Raw genomic sequence first — 15,422 nt, 5'->3', positions numbered from 1 at the left:
ATCGACACCGCACAGGGCAGTGTCGGTAGTTAACCGTGTTTACCCTTGGCGAAAACCACTCTTGCTACGATATTCAGCAGCAGCACGCACAGGGTAATAATCAATACGCCAGCCCAGGCCAGGCTCTGCCACTCGGCAAACGGGCTCATGGCGAATTTAAATATGGTGACCGGGAGGTTAGCCACGGGCTGCATCATGTCGGTGCTCCAGAACTGATTCGACAGCGCAGTAAACAGCAGCGGCGCGGTTTCACCGGCGATACGGGCAATCGCTAACAGGACACCGGTGATGATGCCGGAAACCGACGCCTTGAGCGTAATCGCCGAGATCATCTTCCATTTCGGCGTACCCAACGCATAGGCGGCTTCGCGCATGCTGTCTGGTACCAGTCGCAACATGTTTTCCGTGGTTCGAATCACTATCGGAACCTGCAGCAGCGCCAGCGCAATCACGCCCGCCCAGCCGGAGAAGTGGTGCATCTGCGCCACGACGATGGTGTAGACAAACAGGCCAACCACAATCGACGGAGCGGACAGCAGAATGTCATTAATAAAACGAATCACTTCTGCCAGTGCTGATTTGCGTCCGTACTCCGCCAGATAAACGCCGGCCATAATGCCCAACGGCGTACCGAAGAAGGTAGACCAGAAAATCAGTAAACCGCTTCCCGCCAGGGCATTGGCTAAGCCACCACCCGCGGTGTTTGGCGGCGGAGTGGACTCCGTAAACAGCGACCATGACAAACCATCAATGCCACGGCTTACCGTAGTAAACAGAATCCACACTAACCAGAACAGGCCAAAAGCCATGGTCAGTAAGGACATTGTCAGCGCAATTTTGTTTTTGGTACTGCGCCACGACTGCATCTTACGACGTGACGCTTCCAGCTCAGCGCGAGCCTGTACTTCCATTGTTGTCATGATCGCGCTCCTTCACTTTTGGCCAGCCGCATAATCATTAACTTTGAAATCGCCAGCACGATAAAGGTAATCACAAACAGAATCAGACCCAGCTCCATCAGGGCCGCAACGTGTACGCCTGATTCTGCTTCAGCGAATTCGTTTGCCAGCGCGGAGGTGATACTGTTGCCAGGCATAAACAGCGAGGCGCTGTCTAACTGGTAGGTATTACCGATAATAAAGGTCACGGCCATGGTTTCACCCAGTGCACGTCCCAGACCGAGCATGACACCGCCGATCACCCCATTTTTGGTGAAGGGCAGAACAATACGCCAAATCACTTCCCAGGTCGTACAGCCAATGCCGTAAGCCGACTCTTTCATCATCACCGGCGTCTGTTCGAACACGTCGCGCATTACCGAGGCAATGTAGGGGATGATCATGATGGCCAGGATAACGCCTGCGGCCAGGATACCGATACCAAATGCGGGGCCAGAAAACAGCTCGCCAATGATAGGAATGCCCGACATCACATCGCCAACCGGCGTCTGGAAATACTGTGCGAACAGTGGCGCAAAAACAAATAAGCCCCACATGCCGTAAACAATGCTGGGGATCGCCGCTAACAGCTCAATGGCGGTCCCCAGTGGACGACGTAACCAGCCTGGTGCGAGTTCAGTAAGGAAAAGCGCAATACCGAAACTGACCGGTACCGCAATAATCAGGGCAATAATTGAGGTGACGAGCGTACCGTAAATCGGTACCAGCGCACCAAATTGTTCGTTAGGGGCGTCCCAGGTTTTGGTCCACAAAAACGCGAAACCAAATTTCTGTATGCTCGGCCAGGAAGAGAAGATCAGGGAGACAATGATGCCGCCCATCAGTAACAAGACGATCAGCGCAGAGAGTTTTACCAGTGCACCGAAAACTCTGTCACCTTGCTTGCCTGGGGCTTTGAATGCCGACTTCGTTGCAGCCATAGAAGTCTCAGTCCTCAGAAGTTATCAGGGCGGCAGACGCCGCCCCTGAAGGCTGACCAGACTGATGTCCGGCCAGGGTCATTCACTTACTTGTAAAGCGCTTTACCTGAACTGTCTTTGATATTGGCTTTCCATGCGGCGCGGATCTGCTGAACTACGCTCTCAGGCAGGGTGGCATAATCCAGGGCGTTAGCCGTTTTGCCGCCGTTTTTATAAGCCCAGTCGAAGAATTTCAGTACTTCGGCACCTTTCGCCGCATTAGCCTGGTCTTTGTAAATCAGGATAAAGGTGGTTGAGGTGATCGGCCATGCATCATTGCCTTTCTGAAAGGTCAGATCCTGGGCAAACGATTTGCTCCAGTCTGCGCCTTTTGCGGCATTAGAGAAGCTGATTTCGCTTGGCGCAACGGCCTTACCGTCCGCATCCATCAGCTTGGTGTAGGTCAGGTTATTCTGTTTGGCATACGCGTACTCAACGTAACCAATGGAGCCTGGCAGACGCTGAACGAACGCCGCAACGCCGTCGTTACCTTTACCGCCCAGACCGGTTGGCCAGTTAACGGTGTTACCTTTACCAATTTTGCTGTTCCACTCTTCGTTCACTTTCGCCAGGTAGCTGGTGAAAACGAAAGAGGTACCTGAACCATCCGCGCGGCGCACCACGTTGATGTTGGTGTCTGGCAGTTTCACGCCCGGGTTCAGTTTAACGATCGCTGGATCGTTCCACTTCTTGATATTGCCGAGATAGATATCACCTACGGTTTTTCCGTCCAGCGTCAGTTGGCCAGATTTTACGCCTGGCAGGTTAACCGCCAGCACCACACCACCGATCACGGTAGGGAACTGGAACAGCCCATTCTTCTGCAGATCTTCGTCTTTCATAGGCGCATCGGACGCACCGAAATCAACGGTTTTGGCGATAATTTGTTTTACACCGCCAGATGAACCAATGCCCTGATAGTTAATTTTGCTACCGGTGGCTTGCTGATACTCTGCTGCCCACTTGGCATAAACCGGCGCCGGGAATGTACCGCCAGCACCAGTCAGATCGGTGGCTGCAAAGGCAGAAACCGCACTAACGGCAAGAGAGGCGGCGAGGATTCGGGCTACGGTGCTACGCATCAGTGTCATGTTCCCTCCGGGGGAGAAAAGTCAGGCTAAGTGCCTTTTTAGTAAGAGTCAGTGATTGCTGCAGGAGGGAAAATAGGACAGTTTAGTGACAGAAAAATGTATTTAATATTACAGTTATATGACAGACACAATTATTGCTAATTTTTACAAGCCCACTATTGAAAAGGACATGTTCGATGAAATTTATGAAGAAGCTTCTGGTAGGCAATATCGTCGTCCTCTGTACGCTGGCCAGCGCCCAGGCGTACGACGTACCGCAGATTCATTCGGATGAATCTTTTGCAATGACAGATAACAGAGGCACTCTGGCTACAATTGATAGTGGTGGCGCGGTCAGACAAGCTTCTGTCAATGCTGAGGATGTGAGTAAAACGAAGGAGAATGTAGAGAAATTATTAAAAACGCAAGAAAACCAGACTGATACCCTCAACCAGCTCACACAAAAGCTCAGTAAAAATGAAGATACGATCAATAACCTGCAACGCTCACTCGATGAGGCTAACCGTAAAATCAGCGATCAGCAGCGCGTAATTGAGCAAGTCAGCAGCAAAATCAAATAAATGGAACGCGTGAATCCCTGGTGGGATTCACGCGTGAGAGGCTTTACTCGACTGTGACCGATTTCGCCAGATTACGCGGCTGATCCACATCGGTGCCTTTAATCAGGGCGACATGATATGAGAGTAGCTGGAGCGGCACGGTATAGAAGATAGGCGCAATGGCCTCTTCAACGTGCGGCAAGGGAATGATCTTCATTCCCTCGCTGTCACTGAAACCGGCATCCTGATCGGCAAACACGTACAGCAGACCGCCGCGCGCGCGCACCTCTTCGATATTCGATTTCAGCTTCTCTAACAGCTCGTTGTTCGGTGCCACCACGATGACCGGCATGTCAGCATCGATTAGCGCCAGCGGACCGTGCTTGAGTTCACCCGCAGCATAGGCTTCCGCATGAATATACGAAATTTCCTTCAGCTTCAGCGCCCCTTCCATGGCGATCGGATATTGATCGCCACGACCCAGGAACAGCGCATGGTGCTTATCAGAGAAATCTTCAGCCAGGTTTTCAATCAGCTTATCCTGCGCCAGCATTTGCTCAATGCGGCTTGGCAACGCCTGCAGACCATGAACAATCTCATGCTCTTTTTCTGCGGACATGCCGTTGAGGCGGCCGAGTTTTGCCACCAGCATCAGCAGCACGGTGAGTTGGGTGGTAAAGGCCTTTGTGGAGGCCACACCAATCTCAGTGCCCGCTTTGGTCATCAGCGCCAGATCGGATTCGCGCACCAGCGACGAACCCGCGACGTTACAGATAGCCAGCGAACCCAGATAACCCAGCTCTTTGGACAGGCGCAGCGCAGCCAGCGTATCAGCGGTTTCACCCGACTGAGAGAGGGTAATCAGCAGGCTGTTTTTACGCACAGCAGATTTGCGATAGCGGAATTCAGACGCGATTTCGACGTCGCAAGGGACGTTTGCCAGCGCCTCGAACCAGTAACGCGAAACCATACCGGAGTTATATGAGGTGCCGCAGGCAATGATCTGAACATGCTCAACCTTGCTGAGCAGGGCTTCTGCATTTGGCCCCAGTTCACTGAGATCCACTTCACCGTGGTTAAAACGCCCTGTTAAGGTGTTTTTAATCGCATTCGGTTGCTCATAGATCTCTTTCTGCATGTAGTGACGATACTGGCCTTTGTCGCCCGCATCATACTGCACGCTGGACTCGATCTCTTCACGACGGACGTTATTGCCGTTGCCATCAATGATGGTGACATCACGACGGCTAATTTCAGCGATATCGCCCTCTTCCAGATAAATGAAGCGGCGAGTGACCGGTAGCAGCGCCAGTTGGTCAGAAGCGATAAAGTTTTCACCCACACCACGGCCAATGACCAGCGGACTTCCGGAACGAGCCGCCACCAGCAGCGACGGATCGCGGCTGTCCATAATCACCATGCCATAGGCGCCGCGCAGTTGAGGGATCACGCGCTGTACAACTTCACGCAGCGAGCCGCCCTGTTTCTGTTCCAGATGGACCAGATGCGCCACCACTTCGGTATCGGTTTCTGAGGCGAAGTGATAACCCTTCGCCATCAGCGCTTCACGCAGGGGCTCATGGTTTTCAATAATGCCGTTATGGACGATAACGATGTGCTCAGAAACGTGCGGATGCGCGTTGGCTTCTGAGGGCTCGCCATGGGTTGCCCAGCGGGTGTGAGCAATGCCTGTTCCGCCGACAAGGGGCTGTTCTTCTGCGGCAGCAGCCAGCATCTGAACCTTTCCCAGACGACGCAGGCGCGTTACGTGCCCCTGCTGATCGACGACGGCAAGACCGGCTGAGTCATAACCGCGGTACTCCAGGCGGCGTAACCCTTCTAACAAAATTTCTGCGATATCACGTTGTGCTACTGCACCAACAATTCCACACATAGTTATTTCCTGACTTCATGGCTGTTCGCCATTGCGTTGTCATATGACCTGATAGTCCGGCTTTGCCGGTTCCCCGAGCCTTGTAGAGAGTGGGGATTATAGTTTTGGTACTGCAAGCGGCCCGTGTATCACGGGCCGTAAAATTATTTTTTCTTCTGCGGACGTTGCCAACCGGCTTTATGGTTCTGTTCTTTACGGTTATAGACCAGATCGGCTGCAGAGACATCTTTCATTACCGTGGTGCCCGCTGCGATAGTCGCGCCTGCCGCCACATTGACCGGCGCGACCAGCTGCGTGTCCGATCCTACAAAGACGTTATCGCCAATGATCGTTTTGAATTTATTCGCGCCATCGTAATTACAGGTGATCGTTCCCGCCCCAATATTCACATTGGCACCAATCTCGGCATCGCCCAGGTAAGAGAGGTGACCCGCTTTGGACCCTTTACCCAGTCGGGCTTTCTTCATCTCGACAAAATTACCTACGTGCGCGGCCTGAGCCAGCTCACTTCCCGGACGCAGACGCGCAAATGGCCCTACGGTACAGTCTGCAGCCAGATTTGCATCCTCGATCACCGAATAGGGGCTGATATCACAGTCATCCCCGATAACGCTGTTTTTGATGACGCAGCCAGCACCAATTTTGACCCGGTTGCCCAGCGTCACTTGGCCTTCAATGATAACGTTGGTGTCAATTTCAACATCACGGCCATGCTGCAGGGTGCCACGCAGATCGAAACGCGCAGGATCGCGGAGCATGACGCCTGCCAACAGCAGTTTTTCAGCCTGCTCGCTTTGGTAAGTTTGCTCAAGCGTGGCCAGTTGCAGGCGATTATTGACACCGTCAGTTTCGCTATTGCGGGCCGGATGCACTGCATTAATCACCCGACCTTCTTCATGCGCAAGGGCAATAATATCGGTAATGTAGAATTCGCCCTGAGCATTATTGTTATTCAACTGGGACAGCCAGCGCTTAAGATCGCCGCCATTGGCGATCAGGATACCGGTATTGATTTCGTTAATGGTCAGTTGAGAAGGCGTGGCATCTTTTTGTTCAACAATGCCTACGATGGTGTCATTCTCGCGTACGATGCGACCGTAACCGGTGGGATTATCCAGGACGACCGTTAATAAACCGATACCGCCCGCGGGTTTTGCTTCGCGCAGACGCTGTAAGGTAGCTTCAGAAATCAGCGGGACATCACCATAGAGCATCATGATGTCTTCGTCATCGGAGAAGTGAGGGGCCGCCTGCTGCATAGCGTGGCCTGTACCCAGCTGCTCTGCCTGTAGCACCCAGTTTACTGTGCTGTCGTTTAACGTTGCTTTGAGTTGGTCACCACCGTGCCCGTATACCAGGTGCACATGCTTTGCACCCAGGCCCTTTGCGGCATCAATGACGTGCTGAACCATCGGTTTTCCTGCCAGCATATGCAACACTTTCGGCAGATCGGAATACATACGGGTGCCCTTGCCAGCAGCAAGAATCACCACACTCATCGCACTGTTAGACATATCTATCCTGACTGATTGTAGACTGAAGAAAGTTAAACGATTTAGCACTGAGATTACTACATTTTTCTCGGCCCGAAATTAGCCAGCATCCTTTTGCTTTACCGTCACGCAAAAAAAATGCCAACCCAATGGGCTGGCATTTCGTGACGCACAAAGCCGGATTACATCGCTTTTTTGGTCAGCTCGATCACGCGCAGTTTCGCAATGGCTTTCGCCAGTTCCGCAGAAGCCTGAGCGTAGTCCACGTCGCCGTGGCTGCTGTTCATATGCTCTTCTGCTTTACGTTTTGCTTCCAGCGCACGCGCTTCGTCCAGATCGGTACCGCGAATCGCGGTATCGGCCAGAACGGTGGTGCTGCCAGGCTGCACTTCCAGCACGCCGCCAGAGAGGTAAATAAACTCCTCTTCGCCGTGCTGTTTCACGATACGGATCATTCCAGGCTTAATGGCAGTCAGCAACGGGGCATGGCCAGGGAAAATCCCCAGTTCACCTTCGCTACCTGACACCTGAATTTTCTGTACCAGACCAGAGAACAGTTGGCTCTCTGCGCTGACAACATCCAGGTGATAAGTCATAGCCATAATTTTCCTCCTGGGAAACCGTTATTACAGTTTCTTCGCTTTTTCGACCGCTTCTTCGATGGCGCCAACCATGTAGAAGGCCTGCTCTGGCAGGTGGTCAAATTCACCTTCCATGATGCCTTTAAAGCCACGGATGGTGTCTTTCAGCGTTACGTATTTACCTGGAGAACCGGTGAACACTTCTGCTACGAAGAACGGCTGAGACAGGAAGCGCTGAATCTTACGCGCACGTGCCACCAGCAGTTTGTCTTCTTCAGACAGCTCGTCCATACCCAGGATGGCGATGATGTCTTTCAGTTCCTGATAACGCTGCAGCAGTGACTGTACGCCACGTGCAACGTCGTAGTGCTCCTGACCCACAACCAGTGGATCCAGCTGACGGCTGGTGGAGTCCAGCGGGTCAACGGCCGGGTAGATACCCAGCGAGGCGATCTGACGGCTCAGGGTAACTGTTGAGTCTAAGTGAGCAAAGGTGGTTGCTGGTGACGGGTCAGTCAAGTCATCCGCTGGCACGTATACGGCCTGTACGGAGGTGATTGAACCTGTCTTGGTGGAGGTAATACGCTCCTGCAACACACCCATCTCTTCTGCCAGCGTTGGCTGATAACCTACCGCAGATGGCATACGACCCAGCAGCGCGGATACTTCCGTACCGGCCAGGGTATAACGGTAGATGTTGTCGATGAACAGCAGAACGTCGCGGCCTTCATCACGGAATTTCTCCGCCATGGTCAGACCGGTCAGTGCCACGCGCAGACGGTTACCCGGCGGCTCGTTCATCTGGCCATACACCAGCGCAACTTTATCGATAACGTTGGAGTCAGTCATTTCGTGGTAGAAGTCGTTACCCTCACGAGTACGCTCACCCACGCCGGCAAATACCGAGTAACCTGAGTGCTCAGCCGCAATGTTACGGATCAGCTCCATCATGTTTACGGTTTTACCTACACCCGCACCACCGAACAGACCGACTTTACCGCCCTTAGCGAACGGACACATCAGGTCGATAACCTTGATGCCGGTTTCCAGCAGTTCCTGCGAGTTAGACTGATCTTCATAAGAAGGCGCAGGGCGGTGAATAGAGGAAACCTCTACTGCGCTGCCGTCTTCTTCTGTCAGGTCGCCTTTCATGTCGATAGGCTCGCCCAGCACGTTCATGATACGGCCGAGGGTTGCTTTACCAACCGGTACCTGGATCGGTTTTTTCAGGTCGGTGACTTCCAGACCGCGCTTCAGGCCGTCAGAAGTACCCATGGCGATAGTACGAACCACGCCACCACCCAGCTGCTGCTGAACTTCCAGCACCAGACGAGCATCACCATTCTTAACCTCAAGAGCGCTGTACACTTGCGGTACTGCATCCTGAGGGAATTCGACGTCAACTACGGCGCCGATAATCTGGACAATCTTTCCAGCTGCCATCTTGAATCCTCTACCTAATTCCAAACCTGGTTAAACCGCGGAGGCTCCCGAGACGATCTCGGTAAGTTCCTGGGTGATGCTGGCCTGACGAGCTTTGTTGTAAACCAACTGCAGCTCTTTGATCAGATTTCCGCCGTTATCGGTTGCAGCTTTCATTGCTACCATACGTGCGGCCTGCTCACTGGCCAGGTTTTCCACCACACCCTGATAAACCTGCGATTCGACATAGCGACGCAGCAGCGTATCCAGCAGCGCTTTCGGATCGGGCTCGTACAGGTAATCCCAGGTCTTCGCCTTCATCTCTTCTTCACCTTCCGCTGGCGGTAACGGCAGCAGTTGGGTAATGGTCGGAGTCTGAGACATGGTGTTGTTGAACTTGTTGTTAACAATGTACAGCTTGTCGATGCGGCCTTCATCGTAGGCCTGCAACATCACTTTTACCGGGCCGATAAGATCAGACAGCGCAGGCTTATCGCCCATGCCAGTGACCTGTGCCACTACATTGCCACCAACAGCGCCGAAGAATGACACGCCTTTCGATCCCACAATGGCCAGATCGCTCTGTACGCCTTTGTCGGACCAGGCCTTCATCTCTGCCAGCAATTTTTTGAACAGGTTAACGTTCAAACCACCACAAAGCCCGCGGTCAGTCGAAACGACCAGGTAGCCGACGCGCTTAACGTCGCGCTCATCCAGGTAAGGGTGCTTGTATTCCAGATTCCCCAGTGCAAGGTGACCAATCACTTTGCGCATGGTATCTGCATACGGACGGCTGGCCGCCATGCGTTCCTGCGTTTTACGCATTTTGGAGGCGGCGACCATTTCCATCGCTTTGGTGATCTTCTGCGTATTTTTTACGCTTCCGATCTTGGTACGTATTTCTTTTGCGCCGGCCATTAGCTTCTCCTCAAAGCCTTGCGGCTTGCCCTTTCAGACAAGCCGCCAGACATTACCAGGACTGGGTTGCTTTAAACGTTTCGAGGAGGCCTTTCAGCTTCTCTTCGATATCGTTATTGAAGTTACCAGACTGGTTGATTTCAGCCATCAGCTCGGCGTGATCGCGATCTGCGAACGCCAGCAGAGCAGCTTCAAAGCTACCAATTTTTGCCAGCTCAACGTCGTTCAGATAGCCGCGTTCCGCTGCGAAAAGCACCAGACCCTGCTGCGCAACCGACATCGGCGCATACTGTTTCTGCTTCAGCAGCTCGGTCACTTTCTGACCGTGGCTCAGCTGTTTACGGGTTGCATCGTCCAGATCAGATGCAAACTGGGAGAAGGCCGCCAGTTCACGATACTGCGCCAGCGCGGTACGAATACCACCGGACAGTTTCTTGATGATCTTAGTCTGAGCAGCACCACCCACACGGGATACAGAGATACCCGGGTTAACAGCAGGACGGATACCGGAGTTGAACAGGTTAGATTCCAGGAAGATCTGACCATCAGTAATCGAGATTACGTTGGTCGGAACGAACGCAGAAACGTCACCCGCCTGAGTTTCGATGATTGGCAGCGCGGTCAAAGAACCGGTCTGGCCTTTCACTTCACCATTGGTGAAGCGCTCAACGTAGTCAGCGCTCACGCGTGATGCACGCTCCAGCAGACGAGAGTGGAGATAGAACACGTCGCCTGGGAATGCTTCACGGCCTGGTGGACGGCGCAGCAGCAGAGAAATCTGACGGTAAGCAACAGCCTGCTTAGACAGGTCATCGTAAACGATCAGCGCATCTTCACCGCGGTCACGGAAGTATTCGCCCATGGCGCAACCTGCATACGGAGCCAGATACTGCAGTGCAGCAGACTCAGACGCAGAGGCAACAACAACGATGGTGTTAGCCAGCGCGCCGTGCTCTTCCAGTTTACGTACCACGTTAGAAATGGTTGACGCTTTCTGACCAATCGCAACGTAGACACACTTGATGCCTGAATCGCGCTGGTTGATGATGGCGTCGATAGCCATTGCGGTTTTACCGGTCTGACGGTCACCGATGATCAGCTCACGCTGGCCACGGCCGATTGGAATCATCGCATCGACAGATTTGTAACCGGTCTGAACAGGCTGGTCTACGGACTGACGGTCGATAACACCTGGTGCAATCACTTCGACTGGCGAGAAGCCGTCGTTGTCGATCGCGCCTTTACCGTCGATAGGTGCACCCAGGGTGTTCACCACGCGGCCCAGCAGGCCACGGCCAACCGGTACTTCAAGAATACGGCCAGTACACTTGACCTTCATGCCTTCGGCCAGGTCAGCATACGGACCCATCACCACCGCACCTACAGAGTCACGCTCGAGGTTCAGGGCGATAGCGTAACGGTTTCCCGGCAGGGAAATCATCTCACCCTGCATAACATCGGCCAGGCCGTGTACGCGGATGATACCGTCACTTACAGAAACAATAGTACCTTCGTTGTGAGCTTCACTCACGACATTGAACTGAGCAATGCGCTGCTTGATCAGTTCGCTGATTTCGGTGGAATTCAGTTGCATATGCTCCAGTCCCCTTAAGACTGCAAGACGTCAGCCAGACGGTCAAGACGGCCGCGTACGCTGCCATCAATAACCAGATCACCCGAACGGATGATCACGCCTGCCATCACAGACTTATCAATTTTGCAATTCAGCTTAACTTTGCGTGACAGACGTTTTTCCATCGCGGCGCTGATTTTAGTCAGCTGGTCGTCACTCAGCGTGCTGGCAGAAATAACATCCACTTCGGCAGTCGCTTCATAAGCGTCTCGCAGTTGAATGAATTGCGCCAGTACAGCCGGAAGCGCTGTCAAACGTCCGTTTTCCGCCATCACCTTAATCAGGTTCTGTGCGGGTTCATCCAGTTGATCACCACAGACTGCATTAAACGAGGCAGCCAGCGCTTCGGGTGCTAATGCACCTGAAAGCAGGTCGGCCATCTGTTCATTGGCAGCCACTTCTGCGGCAAACGCCAGCATCTTTTGCCAGCGTTCAATACTTTGATGCTCAACAGCAAAGTCAAAAGCTGCTTTGGCGTAGGGGCGAGCTACAGTAATCAGATCAGACATCAGCCCCTCCCTCCTTACAGTTCAGCGACCAGTTTATCAACGATGTCGCTGTTAGCAGCTTCATCCACGGAACGTTCGATGATCTTCTCGGCGCCAGCCATTGCCAGCAACGCGACTTGCTTACGCAGTTCTTCACGTGCACGCTTGCGTTCGGCGTCAATTTCAGCCTGCGCTTGTGCAACAATGCGAGTACGTTCGTTATCAGCTTCAGTCTTGGCTTCGTCCAGAATCTGCGTGCGACGCTTGTTCGCCTGCTCGATAATGACCTGAGCTTCCTCTTTCGCTTTTTTCAGCTGGTCGGTCGCATTAGCCTGCGCGAGATCCAAATCTTTCTTCGCGCGTTCAGCAGAAGCAAGGCCTTCAGCAATTTCTTTCTGGCGCTTTTCGATGGCAGCCATAATCGGTGGCCATACGTACTTCATGCAGAACGCGACAAACAGGATGAACGCGATGGCCTGGCCGAGGATTGTTGCATTAATGTTCACAGCACAATGCCTCTAATTAAGTATTTAACTTTTCTGCCGCTATCAACGATAAACGGCAGAATCCGTTCACTCTCGCACCAGGTACGGAGTGAACACAGGGGCTTTAGGCGACAGCAAACATCACGTAGAGGCCCAGACCAACAGCGATCATTGGGATTGCATCCACCAGACCCATTACAACAAAGAACTGCGTACGCAGCAGAGGAATCAGGTCAGGCTGACGAGCAGCGCCTTCCAGGAATTTTCCTCCGAGGATGCCGATACCGATCGCAGCACCGATTGCCGCCAGGCCCATCATCACAGCGGCAGCCATGTACAGCAGATCCATATTCAGGTTTTCCATGACAGTCTCCAGTTTGTTTCAGTTAAACGCGTATTGTTGAGAAAAAAATCAATGTTCTTCAGATGCCATCGACAGATAGACAATCGTGAGGACCATGAAGATGAAAGCCTGTAGCGAAATGATCAGGATGTGGAAAATGGCCCAAGGCACATTCAGAATCCACTGTGACCACCACGGCAACAGACCGGCAATAAGGATAAAGATCAGTTCACCCGCATACATGTTACCGAACAGTCGCAGACCGAGTGAAACCGGTTTGGACAGCAGGCTAACACCTTCCAGAATAAGGTTGATGGGGATAAAGATCGGGTGATTAAAAGGCTGCAGCGTCAGCTCTTTCGTGAAGCCGCCAATGCCTTTCATTTTGATGCTGTAGAACAGAATCAAAATAAATACGCCCAACGCCATGGATAGCGTGATGTTCACGTCTGCAGAAGGTACCACGCGCAGCGCCGGTAACCCCAACCAGTGCTCACCAATATAGGGCAGCAAATCGATTGGCAGCAGATCCATGAAGTTCATCAAGAAGACCCAGACAAAAATCGTCAGAGCCAGCGGGGCGATAAGTTTGCTCTTACCGTGATACATGTCGCGCACGTTGCTATCAACGAAACCGACAACCAGTTCGATAGCCGCCTGCATTTTCCCTGGCACACCGCTGGTGACGCTTTTCGCCACGCTACGGAACAACACCAGGAAGATAACTCCCAGCACCAGAGAGAAAAACATGGAATCGATATTTAATACCCAGAACGTCGCGGGAGCGTCGTGAGCATTCACTAACTCGAAGGTACGCAGGTCCAACTGAAGATGAGTCAGGTGGTGACCAATGTACTCTTGCGGAGTAGAGATTTCTCCTGCAGCCATGATGCCTCTTACCCTTTGTTGTTAATTACCGCCGGTGCCAACATCTGAACGACCAGCACCGATAACCAGGTGATCCCGACCGGCCAGAAGACCGCATCGAATACACCCAACGCCACAATGAGCAAAATAATGGTCGCGAACACTTTGGCTATTTCCCCCAAAGCGAAGCTCCACGCGACGCGCCCCGAAGCCGGAGTTTGCCCTTGCAGGCGCCAGGCTATAAACAAGAACAACACGTTTGGCAGCCAGGCTGCCATTCCGCCAGCAAGAGCAGAGCCGCCCCAGGTGACATCTTTCAGGGCAAAGAGTGCACCGACGATGACGATGGTCACTAGCTGAATCACCAGCACCGTTCGGGCGTATTTCACACTGTAAAGAGACACTGACATGACGCTGATACTCTCCTGCCCCTTTAGGGGTATGTCGCGTGTCGTATAAGACTGCCTTTGTGCATTTGAGTCAAGTAGCAAAAGCCGTGCAAATTATACGGGCCGTACCTGTGATTTCAATCGTTAAGTAACGAAAAGGTGAACAATTATCTAAATTTCTTTCCGAATGACTATTTTTCAAAAGATACTGAGCAGCCCGTTTCGGATAAAGCCGTAAAAAGTTCCACAGCAACTCAGTTTTAAAGCGTGCTTTAGATCACATAATAAGCATTCGCACCGCGTTATGTTTTATTAAGACCCAATTATCCGAACGCAAAATAAGGGATAAAAAACCTTATTATCAATCAGTTAAAAAGCAATATACCGTAACGTTTTTTTGTTCCCGATGAAAATGGTCTATTGACATCGAAGTCTCCTTCAGAATCGTAAAAAGCCTATTACTCTTGCCGAAAGGCGGGTGGCCTTAAATATGATTAATCGCGGTGCGCACCGGTAAAACGCCAAAAACTTGTGATTATTTTGATAAAACTTTGTGAAATAAAAGTTAAATGTGAAAAAGTTTTTCAGATAATTTCCGCGTCAGGATTTAACAACGTGAGCCGGAAAAGCAGAGTAGATGACCCAAAGACCATCGCATCTTTGGTTACATGGCACCGCGCGTTGATACGCTTTACGGTGCCTGAATGCGCTATGGCGTACTGTTCCTGGCAACGATAACCAGATGACGTTCGCCTTCCAGTTGGGGAACCTGAAGTGAAATCACCTTGTCCAGCGCATAGCCCGCAGGCAGGCTGGCGATTTCCTCATCCGGCCGCACGCCTTTAAGCGCATAAAAACGGCCATTTTCCGCGGGTAAGTGATGACACCAGCTCACCATATCCTCCAGCGACGCAAAGGCGCGGCTGATCACCCCGTCAAATGGCGGTTCGGAAGGAAAGGCTTCGACCCTGCTCTGGACCGGCTCGATATTTGTGAGTCCCAGTTCATGCTGCACCTGCCGTAAAAAACGTACGCGTTTACCCAAGCTGTCCAGCAAAGTGAAATGTGCCTCCGGCATCACAATGGCCAGCGGAATGCCAGGTAAACCGGGCCCGGTGCCGACATCAATAAAACGTGAACCCTGAAGATGTGGCGCCACCACGATGCTGTCGAGGATATGGCGAACCAGCATCTGCTGAGGATCGCGCACCGAAGTCAGGTTATAAGCTTTATTCCATTTATCCAGTAGCCCTACATAGGCCACCAGTTGCTGTTTTTGTTGATCGGAAAGGGAAATTTTGGCCGCTTGCAGCAGCGAAGTGAGTTTGTTGATCACAGCATCAGTCCAGTCAGCGGGGGCG

At 52.4% G+C, this 15,422-nt stretch carries 16 protein-coding genes; 1 reads left to right on the top strand and 15 read right to left on the bottom strand.

Annotated features, from left to right (window positions below; translation table 11 throughout):
- Window positions 1–29: 29 nt before the first annotated feature.
- The 3 genes from pstA to pstS form a co-directional block, all read right to left on the bottom strand.
- Window positions 30–920, bottom strand: coding sequence for a phosphate ABC transporter permease PstA (gene pstA / locus ACPXSQ_RS18930; RefSeq protein ID WP_013023942.1), 891 nt, complete (start codon window positions 918–920; stop codon window positions 30–32).
- On the bottom strand, window positions 917–1,879 hold the full coding sequence (gene pstC, locus ACPXSQ_RS18925) for a phosphate ABC transporter permease PstC (protein ID WP_013023941.1): 963 nt from the start codon (window positions 1,877–1,879) through the stop codon (window positions 917–919). The genes pstA and pstC overlap by 4 nt, the downstream gene beginning before the upstream one ends.
- An 86-nt stretch (window positions 1,880–1,965) precedes the next feature.
- The gene (gene pstS / locus ACPXSQ_RS18920) at window positions 1,966–3,009 is read right to left on the bottom strand and encodes a phosphate ABC transporter substrate-binding protein PstS (protein ID WP_013023940.1); all 1,044 of its coding nucleotides are present in this window, start codon (window positions 3,007–3,009) and stop codon (window positions 1,966–1,968) included.
- 176 nt (window positions 3,010–3,185) lie between these two features.
- Here pstS and ACPXSQ_RS18915 point away from each other — a divergent pair, with 176 nt between their 5' ends.
- Window positions 3,186–3,569, top strand: coding sequence for a hypothetical protein (locus tag ACPXSQ_RS18915; RefSeq protein ID WP_014332964.1), 384 nt, complete (start codon window positions 3,186–3,188; stop codon window positions 3,567–3,569).
- 43 nt (window positions 3,570–3,612) lie between these two features.
- Here ACPXSQ_RS18915 and glmS read toward each other — a convergent pair whose 3' ends face one another.
- The 12 genes from glmS to rsmG form a co-directional block, all read right to left on the bottom strand.
- On the bottom strand, window positions 3,613–5,442 hold the full coding sequence (glmS, locus tag ACPXSQ_RS18910) for a glutamine--fructose-6-phosphate transaminase (isomerizing) (protein WP_013023938.1): 1,830 nt from the start codon (window positions 5,440–5,442) through the stop codon (window positions 3,613–3,615).
- Between the two features lie 143 nt (window positions 5,443–5,585).
- Window positions 5,586–6,956, bottom strand: a complete 1,371-nt coding sequence (gene glmU / locus ACPXSQ_RS18905) for a bifunctional UDP-N-acetylglucosamine diphosphorylase/glucosamine-1-phosphate N-acetyltransferase GlmU (RefSeq protein ID WP_426144237.1) — start codon at window positions 6,954–6,956, stop codon at window positions 5,586–5,588.
- A gap of 161 nt (window positions 6,957–7,117) precedes the next feature.
- Entirely contained in the window at window positions 7,118–7,537 is a 420-nt protein-coding gene (locus ACPXSQ_RS18900; protein WP_013023936.1) for a F0F1 ATP synthase subunit epsilon, read from the bottom strand.
- A gap of 24 nt (window positions 7,538–7,561) precedes the next feature.
- Window positions 7,562–8,959 carry a F0F1 ATP synthase subunit beta gene (atpD, locus tag ACPXSQ_RS18895; protein WP_014332967.1) on the bottom strand — a complete coding sequence of 466 codons (1,398 nt, stop codon included), beginning with the start codon at window positions 8,957–8,959 and terminating at the stop codon, window positions 7,562–7,564.
- 30 nt (window positions 8,960–8,989) lie between these two features.
- Window positions 8,990–9,856, bottom strand: coding sequence for a F0F1 ATP synthase subunit gamma (gene atpG / locus ACPXSQ_RS18890; protein ID WP_006121201.1), 867 nt, complete (start codon window positions 9,854–9,856; stop codon window positions 8,990–8,992).
- Window positions 9,857–9,908: 52 nt separating this feature from the next.
- On the bottom strand, window positions 9,909–11,450 hold the full coding sequence (atpA, locus tag ACPXSQ_RS18885; protein WP_013023934.1) for a F0F1 ATP synthase subunit alpha: 1,542 nt from the start codon (window positions 11,448–11,450) through the stop codon (window positions 9,909–9,911).
- A gap of 14 nt (window positions 11,451–11,464) precedes the next feature.
- Complete coding sequence (gene atpH, locus ACPXSQ_RS18880) at window positions 11,465–11,998, bottom strand: F0F1 ATP synthase subunit delta (RefSeq protein WP_006121199.1); 534 nt, start codon at window positions 11,996–11,998, stop codon at window positions 11,465–11,467.
- Between the two features lie 14 nt (window positions 11,999–12,012).
- A complete protein-coding gene (atpF, locus tag ACPXSQ_RS18875) occupies window positions 12,013–12,483 on the bottom strand; it encodes a F0F1 ATP synthase subunit B (RefSeq protein ID WP_013023933.1) in 471 nt (156 codons plus the stop codon).
- Window positions 12,484–12,586: 103 nt separating this feature from the next.
- A complete protein-coding gene (gene atpE, locus ACPXSQ_RS18870) occupies window positions 12,587–12,826 on the bottom strand; it encodes a F0F1 ATP synthase subunit C (RefSeq protein WP_003849523.1) in 240 nt (79 codons plus the stop codon).
- Window positions 12,827–12,874: 48 nt separating this feature from the next.
- A complete protein-coding gene (gene atpB / locus ACPXSQ_RS18865) occupies window positions 12,875–13,693 on the bottom strand; it encodes a F0F1 ATP synthase subunit A (RefSeq protein ID WP_013023932.1) in 819 nt (272 codons plus the stop codon).
- Between the two features lie 8 nt (window positions 13,694–13,701).
- Window positions 13,702–14,082, bottom strand: coding sequence for a F0F1 ATP synthase subunit I (gene atpI, locus ACPXSQ_RS18860; protein WP_014332968.1), 381 nt, complete (start codon window positions 14,080–14,082; stop codon window positions 13,702–13,704).
- Window positions 14,083–14,770: 688 nt separating this feature from the next.
- The gene (gene rsmG, locus ACPXSQ_RS18855; protein ID WP_014332970.1) at window positions 14,771–15,397 is read right to left on the bottom strand and encodes a 16S rRNA (guanine(527)-N(7))-methyltransferase RsmG; all 627 of its coding nucleotides are present in this window, start codon (window positions 15,395–15,397) and stop codon (window positions 14,771–14,773) included.
- Window positions 15,398–15,422: the final 25 nt, after the last annotated feature.

Source organism: Pantoea sp. EEL5 (assembly GCF_049892805.1).
Classification (GTDB): Bacteria; Pseudomonadota; Gammaproteobacteria; order Enterobacterales; family Enterobacteriaceae; genus Pantoea; species Pantoea ananatis.
The sequence above is the reverse complement of the archived record's forward strand: the minus strand, read 5'-3'. Positions and strand labels throughout refer to the sequence as shown.

Coding starts and splice junctions, on each gene's coding strand:
- pstA (WP_013023942.1), bottom strand. CDS start 920: ATGACAACAATGGAAGTACAGGCTCGCGCTGAGCTGGAAGCGTCACGT.
- pstC (WP_013023941.1), bottom strand. CDS start 1,879: ATGGCTGCAACGAAGTCGGCATTCAAAGCCCCAGGCAAGCAAGGTGAC.
- pstS (WP_013023940.1), bottom strand. CDS start 3,009: ATGACACTGATGCGTAGCACCGTAGCCCGAATCCTCGCCGCCTCTCTT.
- ACPXSQ_RS18915 (WP_014332964.1), top strand. CDS start 3,186: ATGAAATTTATGAAGAAGCTTCTGGTAGGCAATATCGTCGTCCTCTGT.
- glmS (WP_013023938.1), bottom strand. CDS start 5,442: ATGTGTGGAATTGTTGGTGCAGTAGCACAACGTGATATCGCAGAAATT.
- glmU (WP_426144237.1), bottom strand. CDS start 6,956: ATGTCTAACAGTGCGATGAGTGTGGTGATTCTTGCTGCTGGCAAGGGC.
- ACPXSQ_RS18900 (WP_013023936.1), bottom strand. CDS start 7,537: ATGGCTATGACTTATCACCTGGATGTTGTCAGCGCAGAGAGCCAACTG.
- atpD (WP_014332967.1), bottom strand. CDS start 8,959: ATGGCAGCTGGAAAGATTGTCCAGATTATCGGCGCCGTAGTTGACGTC.
- atpG (WP_006121201.1), bottom strand. CDS start 9,856: ATGGCCGGCGCAAAAGAAATACGTACCAAGATCGGAAGCGTAAAAAAT.
- atpA (WP_013023934.1), bottom strand. CDS start 11,450: ATGCAACTGAATTCCACCGAAATCAGCGAACTGATCAAGCAGCGCATT.
- atpH (WP_006121199.1), bottom strand. CDS start 11,998: ATGTCTGATCTGATTACTGTAGCTCGCCCCTACGCCAAAGCAGCTTTT.
- atpE (WP_003849523.1), bottom strand. CDS start 12,826: ATGGAAAACCTGAATATGGATCTGCTGTACATGGCTGCCGCTGTGATG.
- atpB (WP_013023932.1), bottom strand. CDS start 13,693: ATGGCTGCAGGAGAAATCTCTACTCCGCAAGAGTACATTGGTCACCAC.
- atpI (WP_014332968.1), bottom strand. CDS start 14,082: ATGTCAGTGTCTCTTTACAGTGTGAAATACGCCCGAACGGTGCTGGTG.